The organism is Bradyrhizobium sp. LeoA1Lang, from assembly GCF_055413685.1.
In genome coordinates this window covers 1-17420 of the sequence record NZ_JBVAPG010000100.1, presented here as the reverse complement: position 1 = coordinate 17420, position 17420 = coordinate 1, and the positions used below count along the sequence as shown (strand labels likewise).

Sequence of the window (17420 nt, the reverse complement as noted above, 5' to 3'; positions counted from 1 at the left end):
GCCCGACCCTCAAGGCCCCGCGCCGAGCCGGCGGTCCAGGTTGAACGCGGCGCTTATCAACCCGATGTGAGTGAATGCCTGCGGGAAGTTGCCCAGCGCTTCGCCACACGGACCTGTCTCCTCGGCGTACAGACCGAGGTGGTTGGCGTAGGTCAACATCTTTTCGAAGATGAAGCGGGCCTCCTCGGCGCGGCCCGCCCGGGCCAGCGCTTCCACCAGCCAGAACGTACACATATTGAACGTCCCCTCGCTCCCGGTCAGGCCGTCGCCGGCTCCTCTGCCGATCTCGTAGCGGTGCACCAGGCTGTCGGAGACCAGCTCCGCCATGGTCCGGTCCAGCGTCCCGCGCATGCGGGGGTCGGTCGGCGACAGGAAGAAGACGAGCGGCATGATCAGATTGGACGCATCCACCGCGTCAGTGGCGAAGTGCTGCACGAAAGTCTGCCGCTCCGTGTCCCAGCCGTGCGTCATGATGGCCTCGTAGATGCGGTCCCGCTCCGCGGCCAGGCGGGTGCGGTCCAGCGGCAGGCTCCGCTTCTGCGCAAGGCGGATCGCCCGATCCAGCGCCACCCAGCACTGCACTTTGGAGTAGACGAACTGCTGCTGTCCACCGCGCACCTCCCAGATGCCATCGTCGGCTCGCTCCCAGTTGTTCGTCACCCAGTCCAGCATCTTGCGCAAATGGCACCAGGAATCATAGGCGATCGGCGTCCCGTACTTGTCGTACAGGTAGACGGCGTCCATCAACTCGCCATAGATGTCGAGCTGCAACTGGTCGGCAGCGGCGTTGCCGACTCGCACCGGACGCGAGCCGCGGTAGCCATCGAGGTGGCCGAGGACCTCCTCGGGCAACTCGCGCCCGCCGTCGATGCGATACATAGTCTGCAACGGGTCGCCCCGGGTGCCCTCGACGGCCCGTTGCTCCAACCAGGCCATGAACTGCTCTGCCTCCGACGTCAGCCCCAGGCGCAGGAAGGCGTAATTGGTGAAAGCGGCGTCGCGCACCCAAGTGTAGCGATAGTCCCAGTTGCGCACCCCGCCGATCTCTTCCGGCAGCCCGCAGGTGGGCGCCGCCACGATCGCGCCGGTCGGCGCGAACGTCAGCAGCTTCAACACCAGCGCCGAGCGGTGGACCATCTCGCGCCAGCGACCTGAATAGTTGCACTTCCTCAGCCACTGCCGCCAAAAGGCCAGGGTCTGCGTCAGGGCCTCCGTGCCGACCAGCCGCGCCTCGAGCAGGACCCCGTCATGAACGCTGTCGTGGCCGTTCTCTTCCACCTGGCGGAGGATGAACGTGGTCGTTTCGCCGGGGTTGAGGACGAACTCGGCAGCGACGCCGTCGCCCTGCCGACCAAGCGGGAAGCGGCTGACTAGCGAGACTTTCATGCCTTGCGCCTCGAAGATCGCTCCCCGGCCGTCCAGGACAACCTGGTGGGGCCGGCGGGCGAAGTCGAAAGCCGGCCGGCAGTCGAGGCGGAAGCGGACCGACCCGCGCACCGCCCGCACCACCCGGACGATCTGATGGATCTTTCTGATCTCGCGCGCGCTTTGGACCGGCATGAAGTCCACGACCTCACCGACGCCCTGGTCGCTAAGAAAGCGCGTCACCAGAACGTTGCTGTCAGGCATGTACATCTGTTTGTGCTGCGCCTCGTAGAGACTGGCGATGCGGAATGAGCCCCCTTTCTGGTCGTCGAGGATCGCCGCGAAGACGCTCGGCGAGTCAAAGTGCGGCAGGCAGCACCAGTCGATGGAGCCGTCGATGCCAACCAGGGCAACGGTGTGCAGGTCGCCGATGACGCCGTAGGACTCGATCGGCTTGTAGCCCATGATCTCGTCTCCTCCGCTCGCTCGACGCTGATCGAGCCCCACGATGGGCGTATCGTCAATGCCCTGAGGCGGCGAAAAGACACACCGGATATTCAACTTTTTTGCTTGCAACCCTCGCCCGCGGCCGCTCGCCAGTAAAATTTCTGAAATTCAGAATCCGCTAAGAGGTCCGAAAAACATCGTTTGCATCGAGATCAACTGGTCTGCACTTTCGATAGCTTAAGCGTTCTACGCTGAATGTGGAAACTTCAGCCGTGCACCGAAGGGCCTCCTTTGGACGGCTCCTGGAGCGCCTCGCAGGACGTCAAAGCGCGTCTCATCGCCATCGCGCCAGAAACGGATGTCGAATAGCCCTGTACCGAGACGCAGATCGAGTACGGTCAGATCGGGCAACCATTGCGGCAGAGATGGATCAACGTACAGCTTTCCCCTCGGAGCGTCCGGCGCGAACCCAAGTATCGCCTGCAGAAATGCGAAGACCGACCCCGCTGCCCAGGCCTGTGGGATGTTGGCGCCAAGATATTGGACGGGAAAGCTCCTTCGATCACGCTCGATCGTCGTATAGAGCTCAGGCAACTGATTGGACAGGAAGTGGCTTCCTGCATCGCTGATATCGCGCGCGATCCTTGCGGCCTCTGCGTGGAATCCATATCGTTTGAAGCCGAGAGCGATGACGGCATTGTCGTGGGGCCAGACCGACCCGGTTTGGTAATTGTATGGGTTGAACGCTGGGTTCGAGGCCGACAGCGTGCGGATGCCCCAACCGCTCCACATGTCCAATGCCATGAGACGCTGCACGACCTTTCCGGCGCGTTCCTGCGGAACGATGCCTGACCACAAGCAATGGCCGGCATTGGAGGCAACCGTGAGGACCTTTTTCTTTTCGCCATCCAGCGCCAGGGCGTAGAAACCCAACTCCTCATCCCAGAAGGTCTCGTTGAACCGTTTGAAGAGTGCTGCGGCTTTCCTTCGCAGATCCGTGGCGCGGCGTGTCTTGCCGAGTTCATCGAACACTTCCGCCATGCGCAGCCGGGCGTCATAGACATAGCCCTGCAACTCGCAGAGCGCCTTCGGTCCCTTGACAAGCGATCCGTCAGGATAAACCACACTGTCTCCGGAATCCTTCCAGCCCATATTCTCGTAGCCGACCGGAGAGCGGGTCTGATATTCCTGGAATCCATCGTCGTCGCTATCACCGTGGTTGTCTATCCAGGACAGGCATCCCTCCGCGGTCTCAAGATGCTGATCCAACAGCGCCCTGTCGCCCGTTGCCCGCCAGGCCGCATGTAGCGTGATGAGATAGAGCGGCGTCGCATCGGCCGTGCCGTAATATGGCGTGTGCGGGATCAGTTTGAAATGAGCGAGTTCTCCGTAGCGGATTTCATGCAGGATCTTTCCCGGCTCCGCGTCACGATAATCGTCCCGTTCCTTCGCCTGGAGCGAGCCCAGGATGTCGAGCGTTCCACGGGCGAAATCTGGATAGATCAGCATGTTCTGTAGCGACACGATCAAGCTGTCCCGGCCGAACGGAGCCACAAACCACGGCAAGCCGGCGGCAGGCAGGAACACCATGTGATCGGTGCCGGCGATCGGGAGCCGAAGCGCCGCCATGTCCTCCAGCGCCTGGCGATAAAGGCGGTAGAACTCCTCGTTACTGCAGCGGATCTTCAGTACCGATTGCAGCCAGTCCGAGAGCGCCTCGGCGTGGCGGGTTCGTTCATGGTTGTGCACACACGCGTCCGGTGCAGCGAAGTGTCGGTCGCCGTCCTCCAACGCATAGAGCAAGCAGCAATGCCAGGCTTCGCCCGCCTCGAGGCTGATTTCGAAGCTCAATCGGCCATTGGCGTACTCGATTTCGCTCTGGCGATGTACAGGAGCAACGGTTACTGCGCGGACGAAATCGCTGTTGCGATAGCATGTGCGAAGTTCCTGGTTCGCCGACGACCATGTCGTGGTGATCCGCCCGCGGCGCACAATATCGCCCGATTTTACCTCGAAAATGTCTGCGAAGTCCGACCGTATCGCGATCTCGAGCTGGAAGCGTACCCGCTTCGTGCCGTGATTTGTAATGTCGAGATCCTCGTGCATCCCGCCATTGATGTATCGGCTGATCACGAAACCGAGCGTGCGCGGCGGGATCAAGCCGTCGGCGGAGGGAATCCCGGGATTCGTAAGATAAATTCGGGACGCGTAATGGGTGATGGAACCTCCATTGAGAAGATCCCAGGGTTCACCATTTGCGTAGACGGCCCAGCTGCTGATTACCCTTGTATCAAGGAAATAAAGTCCCTTTTCAGTTGGCCAGTTGATTTGTGCGTCTGGTTCGCTGACCAGCACTGTTTGCCCCTGATGGATCGAGATTTGATGCGGGCCAACCTGAACCTTAAATGGCATGGGATGCTCCCGAATTCGACCACTTGGTGCCCGCGATCGCAACAATGGCATCAACAACGACCAGATGAGGCTGCAAGCTTCTCTAGAAGCATTGCTAAGGCAGAAGGATTACGCGTTTCGGTCTCATCTGCCAGCTGGATTTAGGTTTCCGACAAGAACGAACGATACCTTGCTCTCCCCCTCGGGGCCCGGTGGGGATCTTATTTCCGCACACGCGCTGGCTCAAAGGACTCAGGCGCCGCAGTCGCAAATGCCTGTAGCGAATAGGTCAGCGTTTCAGACGCACATCCCTTCGAGTGGCGAACTATCATAACGCTGGAGGGCTGGTCGTTGCTTCTCCGAAGAAGTCGCGCTACCAGTGGGCGGGCGCGCGCACGGGCCTTGATACGGAGATGCCCTAGTACGAAGTGTTCCGAGTTCAGTTCTTTCCGCCGCACGCGCCGGGAGGACGAAGCTGAAGGGGCGAGACCATGAGCGCCGTCCTTCCGATCATTTGCCTTGCAAGGCATGGCGAGACCGCGTGGAGCCTCTCAGGCCAGCATACCGGCCTCACAGATTTGCCTCTCACCGAGCGCGGCGAACTCAATGCGCAGAGTTTGGGCTCGCGGTTGCGGGGCTTCACTTTCGCAAAAGTGTTCACGAGCCCCCTGAAGCGAGCGGTCCGGACGTCTGAGTTGGCTGGCTTCGGCGTAGAAGCGGAACCCGACCGCGATCTGCTGGAATGGAACTACGGCCAATACGAGGGGCGTCGCACAAAGGAGATCCATGAAGAGCGTCCTGGCTGGCAATTGTTTCGCGACGGCTGTCCGGGAGGAGAAACACCGAACCAAGTCGGCGCCCGGGCCGATCGCATTGTGGAGCGCGTTCGCAACGTCCCAGGGAACGTGTTATTGTTTTCGAGCGGACATTTTCTCCGAGTTTTGACCGCACGCTGGTTAGGCCTCGATGCGGGGGCCGGACGGTTCTTCACGCTCGACACTGCAAGCCTGAGTATACTTGGGTACGAACACGATCAGTCAGAACCAGCGATCCGGCTGTGGAATGACACCCGGCACGTCGAAGGTCGGTTCGCACCAGCCTTCGCACACTGAGATTTAGAAGCGCCAGTCGGAGTAACATACTCTTGAATATGCCCCGTGCGTGTTAGGCGCGCACGCTGAGCATATTGCAGAGAGTTGCGTAAAGGTAAGACCGATGCATCGGGTCGTCTTTCTGGTCGACGTCGACAATACGCTTCTCGACAACGACCACATCCAGGCTGACATCAAGGCCCACCTCGAGCGCCAGTACGGTGCCGCCTGTCGCGACCGATACTGGGCAATTCTCGACGACCTGTTTGTCGAACTGGGGTATCGAGACTATCTCGGTGCACTGCAGCGATACCGTGTCGAACACCCGCAGGACATGCATCTGTTGTCCATGTCTTCGTTCCTGGTCGATTACCCGTTCGCCAATCGTCTGTATCCGGGATCGCTTGATGTGCTCGAACGACTGCGTCAGTGGGGCACAACCGTCCTTCTCACGGATGGCGACGTTGTTTTTCAACCGCGTAAGGTTGAGCGCTCTGGCCTTTCAGAAGCAGTCAACGCGCATGTGTTGATCTACATCCATAAGGAACTCGCGCTCGACGATGTCGCGTCCCGCTATCCGGCACTGCACTACGTCCTGGTGGACGACAAGCCGCGAATCCTCGCCGCGGTCAAGGAAGCTTGGGGCAGTCGCGTCACCACCATTTTCCCCCGACAGGGACAATATGCGCATGACGCGAAGGCGCTCGCCTCCTTCACGCCCGACGTGACGGTGGACCGGATCGGAGACCTGCTCGACTGTGATCTGGGTCGCCTGCTTGCGGCAATCCCTCAACTCGAAGCTGTGCGGAGGTGAAGCGATGAAGGCAACGCAAAAGCTCCATGAGCTCGGACAGAGCGTTTGGCTCGACAACATCACGCGCGACCTGCTAACGAGCGGCACTTTGAAGCGCTACATTGCCGACTTGTCGCTGTCGGGGCTCACATCGAACCCGACAATCTTCGATCACGCGATCAAGAACAGCTCTCATTATGATTCTGCGATCCGCGGCAAGCTGAACGAGGGAAAGTCGGGTGAGACGCTGTTCTTCGAACTAGCAATCGAAGACCTGGCGCAGGCAGCGGACCTGTTCCGCCCGATTTGGGACCGCACCAATGGTGTAGACGGATGGGTCTCGCTCGAGGTCTCGCCACTCCTTGCACATGATACGGCGAGCACAATCGCAGCCGCCAGGGAGTTGCACGCACAGGCGAAGCGCCCCAACCTCTTCATCAAGATACCCGGCACCAGGGAAGGGCTGCCCGCCATCGAAGAGGCAATTTTCGCCGGCGTGCCCGTGAATGTGACCCTGTTGTTCAGCCGAGAGCACTACCGCGCCGCGGCCGAGGCATATCTGCGGGGCATCGAGCGGCGCATTGCAGCCGGTCTGAATCCAAATGTTGGCTCCGTTGCATCGGTCTTCGTCAGTCGCTGGGATGCCGCCGTCGCCAACAAGGTTCCCGCGCCTTTACACAACAAGCTCGGTATCGCAATCGCGAAACGAACATACAAGACAGCCTGCGAGTTGGTCGGCTCAGCACGCTCGCGGCGTATTTACAACGAGGGTGGGCGGCCACAGCGCCTGCTATGGGCGAGCACGGGAACCAAGGATCCCGCGGCATCCGACGTCCTGTACATCAAGGCGCTGGCCGCGCCGCTCACGGTCAACACCATGCCGGAAAGCACGGTGAAGGCCCTCGCCGACCACGGAGACGTTGGAGAGATGTTGGCGGCCGATGGCGGCGACTCCGAAGAGGTGCTGTCGCAATTTGCAAAGGCCGGCATCGATGTCGATGCGTTAGCAGCAACGTTGCAGGACGAGGGCGCCAAGTCGTTTGTCAAATCCTGGAACGAACTGCTGGACGTTATCTCTGCCAAAACCGAGGTGCTCAAGAAGGCAAGCTAGGTTGCAATCGAGACGAAGGTCCTCCCAATGAATATACTGGTCGTCGACGTTGGCGGCACCCACGTCAAGATCCTTGCCTCCGGCGAAAAAGAGAAACGAGAAATTGACTCCGGGCCGACCCTGACGGCACGGCAGATGGTATCGAGCGTCAAGAAACTGGCCGATGGTTGGGAATATGACGTGGTGTCGATTGGTTATCCGGGCCCCGTAGTGCATGACCGGCCTGTGACCGAACCTCACAACCTCGGAAAAGGCTGGATTGATTTCAACTTCGCTGCAGCATTCAAACTGCCGACGAAAGTCATCAACGATGCCGCGATGCAGGCGCTCGGCAGCTACCGGGGCGGCAAAATGTTGTTTCTAGGGCTCGGGACGGGGCTTGGCTCGACGATGATCGTGGACGGCATTGTCCAGCCAATGGAGCTTGGCCATTTGCCCTACAAGAAGCGTACCTACGAGGATTATGTTGGCGCTCGCGCGCTGGAAGAATTTGGGAAGAAGGCATGGCGAAAGCGCGTCGAGGATGTTGTTGAATGCCTGGTTGCGGCACTCCAACCCGATGACGTCGTGCTGGGCGGCGGCAACGCCAAGAAGCTGAAACAACTGCCGCCATCGTGCCGGCACGGGGATAACGCGAACGCGTTCAAGGGCGGATTCCGGATGTGGGAAGGCCCGCTGGCGGAGAAGAGTGCTCGCTCGCGCAAGCAAGCTGCGCAAGCCGCCATGATGCGTTAGCAGGAGCGATGAATGCCAACAGCCACGAAATCAGTCACTGTACTTCCCGCCTGGAACGCTCTGTCGGCACATTTTCAGAAGGTCGGCCGCTTACATCTGCGCGAGCTTTTTGCTCAAGACCCCAAACGCGGTGACCGTTTGACGAGCGAGGCAGCAGGACTCTACCTCGACTACTCCAAGAACCGCATAACCGATGAAACGCTGAATCTGCTGCTGCAACTGGCCGAACAGTCGGGACTGCGGGCGCGGATCGATGCGATGTTCAGCGGCGAGAAGATCAATACTTCCGAGAAGCGGGCCGTTCTGCACGTAGCGCTGCGCGCGCCGAAAGGGCAATCGATCCTGGTTGATGGCGAGGACGTTGTACCCCAGGTCCATACGGTACTCGACCGCATGACCGACTTCTCCAATCGCCTACGCCGCGGCGCGTGGCACGGCCACACCGGCAAGCCGGCCTGTAACATCGTCAACATCGGCATCGGCGGCTCCGATCTCGGGCCCGTGATGGCCTATGAGGCGCTCAAGCACTACAGCGACCGTGCGATGACGTTCCGGTTCGTCTCCAACGTGGACGGAACCGATTTCGCGGAGGCGACCCGCGATCTCGATCCGGCGGAGACCCTGTTCATTATCTCTTCCAAGACCTTCACAACGCTAGAGACCATGACCAATGCCCGGAGCGCGCGCAATTGGTCGCTCACGGCACTTGGGGGTGACGAGAAGTCGGTCGCGAAGCATTTCGTCGCGGTGTCGACCAACGCAAAGGAAGTGACCAATTTCGGCATCGACACCGCTAACATGTTTGGCTTCTGGGACTGGGTCGGCGGACGGTACTCCATGGACTCAGCGATCGGACTCTCGACGATGCTTGCCATCGGCCCGGACAACTTTCGCGCCATGCTCGGCGGCTTCCATGAGATGGATGAGCATTTTCGCACCGCGCCGTTCGAGCGCAACCTGCCCGTGCTGATGGGGCTGCTTGCCATTTGGTACAATAATTTCTTCGGCGCGCAGACGGTTGCCGTGTTGCCGTACGAGCAATACCTGAAACGATTTCCGGCCTATCTCCAGCAATTGACGATGGAGAGCAATGGAAAGCACGTCACGCGCGAGGGCAATCCTGTCGCGCATGACACCGGTCCGATTTATTGGGGCGAGCCTGGAACCAACGGCCAGCACTCGTTCTATCAGCTCATCCATCAGGGCACTCGCCTCATTCCCTGCGACTTCATCGCCTTTCAGAAGACACTCAACCAAGTTGGGGAGCAACATGACATGTTGATCGCGAACGTCTTTGCGCAGGGCGAAGCGCTCGCATTCGGCAAGACGGCTGACGAGGTTAAGGCGGAGGGTTCGCCCGACTGGCTCGTTCCACATCGCGTGTTCGAAGGAAACCGGCCCTCCAACACGATTCTGCTGGAACGGCTGACACCCGCCGCACTCGGTAAGCTGGTTGCACTTTACGAACACAGCGTCTTCACGCAGGGGACGATCTGGAACATCGATTCATTCGATCAGTGGGGCGTTGAGCTTGGCAAGGTTTTGGCCCAGCGCATCATCCCGGAACTCACCAGCGAGATTGAACCGAAGCTCGGCCACGACAGTTCAACCAACGCCCTGATTAGACGATACCGTACGTTCAGGTAGGAGCACCCATAAATACCGATCTCGAGGCGCCGAGAAATCTGGGCACCGGAGAGCAAACCACGTCGTAGCAGCAACGTCCTTCAGAGGAGCCACCCATGCAGCTCGGAATGATCGGCCTTGGCCGAATGGGCGCCAATATGGTGCGAAGACTTCTCCGACATGGCCACCAATGTGTCGTCTTCGACATGTCACCTGATGCGGTGGCGGAGCTGGTGAAGGACAAGGCGACCGGCAGCTCTTCGCTGGCGGATTTCGTAAAGAAGCTCGAAAAGCCCCGAGCGATCTGGTTGATGGTTCCGGCAGCAGTCGTGGATAGGTCGATCGGTGATCTGCTGCCGCTGCTCGAAGCCGGCGACATTCTGATTGACGGCGGCAACTCCTACTACATCGATGACATCAGGCGTTCCAAGGAGTTGGCGCGGAGCGGCATCAATTATGTAGACGTCGGCACCAGCGGCGGCGTGTGGGGTCTCGAGCGCGGCTACTGCATGATGATCGGCGGTCCTGACGAGGCAGTGCAGCGGCTGGATCCCATCTTCAAGACCCTCGCCCCCGGTGTTGGCGATATCCCGCGCACGCCAGGACGAGAGCGCGCTCCCGCCGGCACCTCCGAGCACGGCTATCTCCACTGCGGGCAGAGCGGCGCCGGTCATTTTGTCAAGATGGTCCACAACGGTATCGAGTACGGGCTGATGGCGGCGTATGCTGAGGGCCTCGGTATCCTGCGCGCGGCGAACATTGGCAGGCAGGCGCACGCGACGGACGCCGAAACAACACCGCTTCGCGTTCCCGAACACTACCAATATGACCTGAAGCTGCCCGAAATCGCGGAAGTGTGGCGGCGCGGCAGCGTGATTGCCTCGTGGCTTCTCGATTTGACAGCAACAGCGTTGCTGGAAGATCCGGCGCTCTCCAAATTCGCAGGGCGCGTATCTGACTCCGGCGAAGGACGCTGGACCATCGCAGCAGCGATCGACGAAGCAGTCCCCGCCCCGGTGCTGACGACGGCGCTTTACGAGCGCTTCAGTTCTCGCGGCGAGGCTGACTTCCAGAACAAGCTGCTTTCGGCGATGCGCTACGAGTTCGGTGGACACTTGGAAAAGGCGGCCAATGAGAGACCGAGATAGCCATGAGCGAACCTAGATCCGACGCATTGGTGTTTTTCGGCGCAACCGGCGATCTCGCCTACAAGAAGATCTTTCCGTCGCTGCAAGCGATGCTGAAACGGGGCCACCTCGATGTGCCCGTCATCGGCGTCGCAAAGGCCGGCTGGACACTCGACCAGCTCAAGGCCCGAGTACGAGATAGCCTCGAAAAGCACGGCGGCCTCGACCCCGCTGCGTTTGACAAGCTAGTCGGTCTTTTACGTTACGTAGATGGCGACTATGCCGATCCGACCACGTTCGACGCCCTTCGCAAGCAGCTCGGCTCGGCGCAGCGGCCGGCACATTATTTGGCGATCCCACCGGCATTGTTTGCAACCGTAGTGGAGCGGCTCGACACTGCCGATTGCACCAACGGCGCGCGTGTCATTGTGGAGAAGCCATTCGGGCATGATCTCGCCTCGGCACGCAACCTCAACAAGATTCTGCTTGCCAGGTTCGACGAAGATCATATCTTCCGCATAGACCACTATCTCGGAAAACGACCTGTTCACAACATGGTCTTCTTTCGCTTCGCAAACGCGTTCCTGGAGTCGTTCTGGGACCGCAAGTTCGTGAGCAGCGTGCAGATCACAATGGCGGAGAATTTCGGCGTGCAGGGTCGTGGTGCGTTCTACGATCAAACCGGCACAATTCGCGACGTGATCCAGAATCATCTGTTTCAGGTGTTGGCCAATCTGGCGATGGAACCGCCAGCCCGATCGGACAGCGAATCGCTGCGTGACGAGAAGGTCAAGGTCCTGAGATCGATTCCACCGATCGCTGAGAAGGAGTTGGTGCGCGGACAGTTTCACGGCTACCGGCAGGAGCCGGGCGTTGCTCCGGACTCGCAGGTGGAGACGTTCGCCGCGCTGCGACTGGAGATCGACTCCTGGCGCTGGCAGGGAGTGCCATTTTACATCCGTGCCGGAAAATCGCTTCCCGTGACTTGCACGGAGGTGATCGTACGCCTTCGTGAGGCTCCGCCGATCTTTCCACATTGCGCCGCGATACCGAATTATTTGCGGTTTCGCATCAATCCCGACATGGCCATTGCTCTTGGCACGATGGTGATGGATGAGGGTGATCGAGAGGTCGGCGAGCCGGTTGAATTGTTGGCGAGCCGCCGCCCTGGCCCAGAAGAGATGGATGCATATGAACGCGTGCTCGGCGACGCCATGAACGGCGACCGGACGCTGTTTGCACGACAGGACTATGTCGAAGAAGCATGGCGGATCGTCGATCCGGTCTTGAAGAAGGTGACCCCCGTCCACGAATACCAAGCCGGAAGCTGGGGGCCTCATGAAGCGGACAAGAATGTCACGCCACCGGGCGGCTGGCACAACCCAACGGTAGCGTAACGCAGAGAGTGAGAAATGTAGATCGAAGTGCTCCTCGATCCCGCCTCTGTTGCTCGATGGGCGGCAGCCTATCGCTGACGAAGCACGCACACCGGTGGCCGCGCACAAGCGGCCTGTAATCGACGCCTGCGGGAGGAAATCAGCCATGACCGACGCCGAACTCGACCAGCTCGCGATCAACACCATCCGCACACTGTCGATCGACGCGGTCCAGGCCGCGAACTCCGGCCATCCCGGCACGCCGATGGCGCTTGCGCCCCTTGTCTATACGCTCTGGAACCGAGTCATGCGCTTCGATCCGCAAGATCCGATCTGGCCCGGCCGCGACCGCTTCGTGCTGTCGAACGGCCACGCGTCGATGCTGCTGTGGTCGGTGCTTTATCTTACGGGCACGCAGGCCGTGAATGCCGAGTACGAAACGTTGGGCAGGCCTGCTGTCACTCTCGACGATATCCGGCGCTTTCGCCAGATTGGGAGTCGCGCGCCAGGGCATCCCGAATACCACCTGGTATCCGGCGTGGAGACGACCAGCGGCCCGCTTGGACAAGGCATTGCGACCAGCGTCGGCATGGCAATCGGGCAGCGCTGGCTCGCTGTGCGGTACAACAAGCCGGATTTTGCTATCTTCGATTACGACATCTATGCCGTGTGCGGAGACGGATGCCTGATGGAGGGTGTTGGCTCTGAAGCGGCGTCGCTCGCCGGCCACCTCGGCCTCGACAATCTGTGCTGGATCTACGACAACAACCACATCACGATAGAAGGCAGCACGCGGCTGGCATTCACCGAAGATGTAGCCGTCCGTTTCACCGGTTATGGCTGGAATATCCTTCATGTCGGTGACGCCAACGACATTGCGGGCATTGAACAGGCCTTGGCAACGTTTCGCGATACGAACGGCCGACCGACGCTGGTGATACTCGACAGCCATATTGGATACGGCTCGCCACACCGCCACGATACGGCCGCGGCGCATGGCGAGCCGCTCGGTGTTGAAGAAGTCAAGCTCACCAAGCGCGCCTATGGGTGGCCCGAAGACTCGAATTTCCTGGTGCCTAACGGCGTTATCGAACACTTCGCCTCCGGCGTCGGCGTGCGAGGGGCCGAGGCCCACCGCAAATGGCAGGCCCTGTTCGCTGATTACCGCTCGAAGTATGCCGCGCTGGCGACCGAGATCGACCAGATGCAACAGCGCAAGCTTCCGGCAGGCTGGGACCGTAACCTGCCGTCATTCCCGGCCGATTCGAAGGGCGTCGCGGGTCGTGAGGCGTCGGGAAAGGTCCTGAACCTTCTAGCGCAGAACGTTCCCTGGTTGATTGGCGGTTCGGCCGATCTAGGTCCATCGACCAAGACGCTGCTAACCTTTGAAGGCGCAGGCGATGTTCAGGCCGCCACACCGGGCGGCAAGAATTTGCATTTCGGCATCCGCGAACACGCGATGGCTGCAATCCTGAACGGTCTGGCACTATCGAAACTGCGGCCGTTCGGCGCGACCTTCCTGATTTTCAGCGACTACGCCCGGCCCGCGATACGACTGGCCGCGCTGATGGAGCTACCGGTCGTCATTGTTTTTACCCATGATGCCATGGGCGATGGCGAAGACGGCCCAACGCATCAACCGATCGAGCATCTCGCCTCAATGCGGGCAATGCCGGGTCTGACGCTGTTCCGGCCGGGTGATGCCAACGAAGTGGTGGAGGCCTATCGCTACGTCATGCAGCTTCGTCATCGGCCAGCCTTGTTGGCGCTGTCTCGTCAACCGTTACCGACCCTCGATCGCAGCAAATATGCATCGGCATCCGGGGTGTCGCGAGGCGCCTACGTGCTTGCCGACGCCCCTGACGGCAAGCCGAACATAATCCTGATTGCCACCGGCAGTGAGTTGAGTTTGGCGGCCGACGCTCATGAGAGACTTAGCTTGGATGGTATCCGCTCGCGCGTGGTCTCGATGCCTTCCTGGGATGTCTTTGAACGCGAGACGCAGGAATACCGCGACGCCGTCTTGCCGCCGGAGGTCACGGCCCGCGTTGCAATCGAGCAGGCGTCAACGTTCGGCTGGGAGCGGTACGTCGGGCGGACTGGCCGAGTCATTGGCATGCACACTTTTGGCGCTTCCGCTCCACTGAAGGCCTTGCAGCAGGAGTTCGGGTTCACCGTCGATCATGTCATCGCGACGGTCAAGGAGCTGTTGCAGCCCTCGAAAGCCGCATAGCATGGACCATGTCGGGCACACCGTTCCACCCCGTTCGGCTGAGCATGCAAGGCTTGCCGACTCGTCGCCCGATACTCCCGGTGACTGGAAAGCGATCGGGCCTTACATCAGCGAGCGGGCTTGGGGTACGGTGCGTGAAGACTACAGTGCGGATGGACAAGCCTGGCAATACTTCCCATACGAACACGCGCGCTCGCGCGCCTATCGGTGGAACGAGGACGGTCTTGCCGGCGTTTGCGATCGAGCGCAGCGCCTGTGTTTTGCTCTTGCCTTTTGGAATGGACGTGACCCCCTCCTCAAGGAACGTATCTTCGGTCTCAGTGGTCCAGAGGGAAATCACGGCGAAGATGCCAAAGAGTACTGGTGGTACATCGACGCAACACCGACCAGCTCGTGGCTTCGTTGGCGTTACCACTATCCGCACGCGGAGTTTCCCTACGCGTTGCTTCGGCAGGAGAACGCAAGGCGCAACAAGGACGAGCCTGAATTTGAACTCGTGGATACCGGTGCTTTCGAAGGGGATCGTTACTGGCAGATCACGGCGGATTACGCCAAAGCATCACCTCATGATGTATGCATACGCATCAGCGTTCGTAACGCGGGACCCGATCCGGCTGAGCTTCACGTGCTTCCGACACTGTGGTTTCGCAACCGCTGGTCATGGGAGGCAGGTGTCGCACGGCCGACCATCCGGGCGACCGCTGAAACCGGCAACGTCGGCGCGATCGCTGAAGAAGAACTGCTGGGCCGCTGGCGCTTCACTGCCGGGGCGGATCCGGCCGGAAGGCCGCCGCTGCTGCTGTTCTGTGAAAACGAAACCAATGCCAAGTACCTGTATGGCGTCACTGCTGAGCAGACGCCCTATCCAAAGGACGGCATCAACGACCACGTCGTCCACGGTGCGGCGACAGTAAATCCTGCGAGGCAGGGCACAAAAATGGCCTGCTGGTATCGCCTCAACGTCGCTGCCGGCGAAACGGTCGAGCTCAGGCTTCGCCTGGCACGTGATGGGCTGGGCCAGACCGCGGACCTCGGGGCAGACTTCGAGCGGATCCATGCCGACCGGAGCCGCGAAGCTGACGAGTACTATAAAGCGCTGACCCCTGACAGCGCGAGCGAGGATGAGGCCGCAGTTATGCGGCAGGCGTTCGCTGGAATGCTGTGGAGCCAGCAGTTCTACCATTACGACGTCGCGCGCTGGCTCGCCGGCGACATCATACGTCCGCCCGAGGCACGCACGTTCGGTCGCAACGCGGACTGGCGCCATCTGAACAACCACGACATCATCGCCATGCCCGACAAATGGGAATATCCATGGTATGCCTCATGGGATCTCGCCTTCCATTGCGTGGTGCTGGCGCACATCGACCCCTCAGCAGCGAAGCATCAACTGCTGCTGCTGGCGCGCGAATGGTACATGCACCCGAACGGCCAGTTGCCGGCGTATGAATGGAATTTCGGAGACGTGAATCCGCCAGTTCAAGCGTGGGCCACGCTTGCGGTGTTCCGGATCGATGGCGGCACCGATTTCGATTTTCTGGCTCGCGCTTTTCAAAAGCTCTTGATCAACTTCACCTGGTGGGTAAATCGAGAAGACGCATGTGGCGACAACGTGTTCGAGGGCGGCTTCCTAGGACTCGACAACATCGGCCCATTCGACCGCTCGCAGATGCTCCCCGAAGGCGATGTACTGGAGCAGTCGGATGGCACCGCCTGGATGGCCAAGTTCTGTCTCAACATGCTGGAGATGGCACTCCTGCTTGCCAACCATCAGCCTAGCTACGAGGACGTCGCGGTAAAGTTCTTCGAGCATTTCGCTCTCATCGCCGCCGCCATGAGCAGGCTCTGGGACGACCAAGACGGCTTTTTCTACGATCGGCTTCGCAAGCGCGACGGCTCGACTTTCACGGTGCGCGCGCGTTCCATGGTGGGACTGTTGCCAATCTTTGCGGCCGTAGAGCTCGATGCGGCGCTGTGGGAACGACTGCCGATGTTCCGCCAGCGCACGCGCTGGTACATCGAGAACAAGCCGCATCTTGCAGAATTCCTGCACATGCCGCCGACCAATGAACGCCCTCGGCTGATCTCGCTGGTGGGCAAGTCGCGCATGAAGCAGATTCTCGCGCGTATGCTCGATGAGTCGGAGTTTCTGTCGTCTTACGGGCTGCGATCGCTGTCGCGTTACCACCGCGAACATCCGCTCATCGTCAACATGGACGGACATGTCGCTCGTCTCGACTATGAGCCGGGCGAATCTCGGACCGGACTGTTCGGCGGCAATTCGAACTGGCGCGGACCGATCTGGTTTCCGCTCAATTTTCTCGCAATCGAGTCGCTACGACATCTGCATACCAACTTTGGGGAAGACTTCACCGTTGAACTGCCGACAGGATCAGGCAGGCAGGCAAGCCTCGAGCAAGTGGCCGAAGAACTCGAGCGCCGACTACTCAGATTGTTCCTCCGGAACGCAGAGGGCCAGCGACCAGCGCTCGGGTTGAATCCCCGCTTCCGGCGCGGCGGGGCTTGGTGCGATTTATTGCTCTTCTACGAATATTTTCATGGCGATACCGGCGAGGGCCTTGGCGCCTCACATCAGACCGGCTGGACCGCTCTCGCCGGCGCGCTGGTGGCTAATCGGCGTTTGCGAAATGATAGGGACTCGCGCAGAGGTCGCAATATTTCGAATTGGTCATCACCCGCATCGACCGCGAGTCAGGAAGCATAAGTTGCCGGGCGCTCGTGCGGAAATTCGTGAACGCATGCGAGACGACAGTTAACCCTACTGCTCCTCGCTCCTTCGCTGATTCGTGTGAACGTCCAGGTCGCGGCTGGCTTGCGCCACCGACACCCCGCGTTCCCTGAGCAGCTTGACCGCTTCGACCTTGAACTCGCGACTGAACTTCCGTCTCTTCATCGCCCACCTCCGGCTTCATGAACACCCAATCCTGATGTCCATCAAACCGGGCAGCAGCTCGATCTTCCAATAGTTCTGATCGCTCTAATCTTACTGAGTCAGAAGGTCGCGGCCGTTAGGGCTGAGAATCAAGTATTTGGAGAGATTCAGAATTTGGCGCACGGAGGGGCCAGATGAATCTCGATCAGCATGGAGAGAGTGAAGCGCGGTT

General features: G+C 60.1%; 11 protein-coding genes and 1 pseudogene. 9 read left to right on the top strand and 3 right to left on the bottom strand.

Annotated features, from left to right (window positions below; all coding sequences use genetic code 11):
• Positions 1-9 precede the first annotated feature (9 nt).
• Both ACZYOF_RS28220 and ACZYOF_RS28215 read right to left on the bottom strand, forming a co-directional pair.
• Positions 10-1830, bottom strand: coding sequence for a glycoside hydrolase family 15 protein (locus ACZYOF_RS28220; protein WP_463717838.1), 1821 nt, complete (start codon positions 1828-1830; stop codon positions 10-12).
• Between the two features lie 228 nt (positions 1831-2058).
• The gene (locus ACZYOF_RS28215) at positions 2059-4224 is read right to left on the bottom strand and encodes an amylo-alpha-1,6-glucosidase (protein WP_463717837.1); all 2166 of its coding nucleotides are present in this window, start codon (positions 4222-4224) and stop codon (positions 2059-2061) included.
• Positions 4225-4694: 470 nt separating this feature from the next.
• Between ACZYOF_RS28215 and ACZYOF_RS28210 the strand changes: the two genes are divergently transcribed.
• The 9 genes from ACZYOF_RS28210 to ACZYOF_RS28170 all read left to right on the top strand — a co-directional run bounded on the left by ACZYOF_RS28210 (position 4695) and on the right by ACZYOF_RS28170 (position 17020).
• Complete coding sequence (locus tag ACZYOF_RS28210; RefSeq protein WP_463717836.1) at positions 4695-5315, top strand: histidine phosphatase family protein; 621 nt, start codon at positions 4695-4697, stop codon at positions 5313-5315.
• 103 nt (positions 5316-5418) lie between these two features.
• Complete coding sequence (locus tag ACZYOF_RS28205) at positions 5419-6108, top strand: HAD family hydrolase (RefSeq protein WP_463717835.1); 690 nt, start codon at positions 5419-5421, stop codon at positions 6106-6108.
• A 4-nt stretch (positions 6109-6112) separates the two neighbouring features.
• Positions 6113-7198, top strand: a complete 1086-nt coding sequence (tal, locus tag ACZYOF_RS28200; RefSeq protein WP_463717834.1) for a transaldolase — start codon at positions 6113-6115, stop codon at positions 7196-7198.
• A gap of 27 nt (positions 7199-7225) precedes the next feature.
• Positions 7226-7933 carry an ROK family protein gene (locus tag ACZYOF_RS28195; RefSeq protein ID WP_463717833.1) on the top strand — a complete coding sequence of 236 codons (708 nt, stop codon included), beginning with the start codon at positions 7226-7228 and terminating at the stop codon, positions 7931-7933.
• 12 nt (positions 7934-7945) lie between these two features.
• On the top strand, positions 7946-9580 hold the full coding sequence (gene pgi, locus ACZYOF_RS28190) for a glucose-6-phosphate isomerase (protein ID WP_463717832.1): 1635 nt from the start codon (positions 7946-7948) through the stop codon (positions 9578-9580).
• Positions 9581-9675: 95 nt separating this feature from the next.
• Positions 9676-10707, top strand: coding sequence for a phosphogluconate dehydrogenase (NAD(+)-dependent, decarboxylating) (gene gnd, locus ACZYOF_RS28185; protein ID WP_463717831.1), 1032 nt, complete (start codon positions 9676-9678; stop codon positions 10705-10707).
• A 2-nt stretch (positions 10708-10709) separates the two neighbouring features.
• Entirely contained in the window at positions 10710-12083 is a 1374-nt protein-coding gene (gene zwf / locus ACZYOF_RS28180) for a glucose-6-phosphate dehydrogenase (RefSeq protein ID WP_130578065.1), read from the top strand.
• A gap of 145 nt (positions 12084-12228) precedes the next feature.
• Positions 12229-14295 (top strand): transketolase, encoded by a 2067-nt coding sequence (gene tkt / locus ACZYOF_RS28175; protein ID WP_463717830.1) that lies wholly within the window; start codon positions 12229-12231, stop codon positions 14293-14295.
• A 1-nt stretch (position 14296) separates the two neighbouring features.
• Positions 14297-17020, top strand: a complete 2724-nt coding sequence (locus ACZYOF_RS28170) for an MGH1-like glycoside hydrolase domain-containing protein (RefSeq protein ID WP_463717829.1) — start codon at positions 14297-14299, stop codon at positions 17018-17020.
• Positions 17021-17089: 69 nt separating this feature from the next.
• Here the strand turns inward: ACZYOF_RS28170 and ACZYOF_RS28165 are convergent.
• A pseudogene (locus ACZYOF_RS28165) lies at positions 17090-17209 on the bottom strand (transposase); the annotation flags it as partial.
• Positions 17210-17420: the final 211 nt, after the last annotated feature.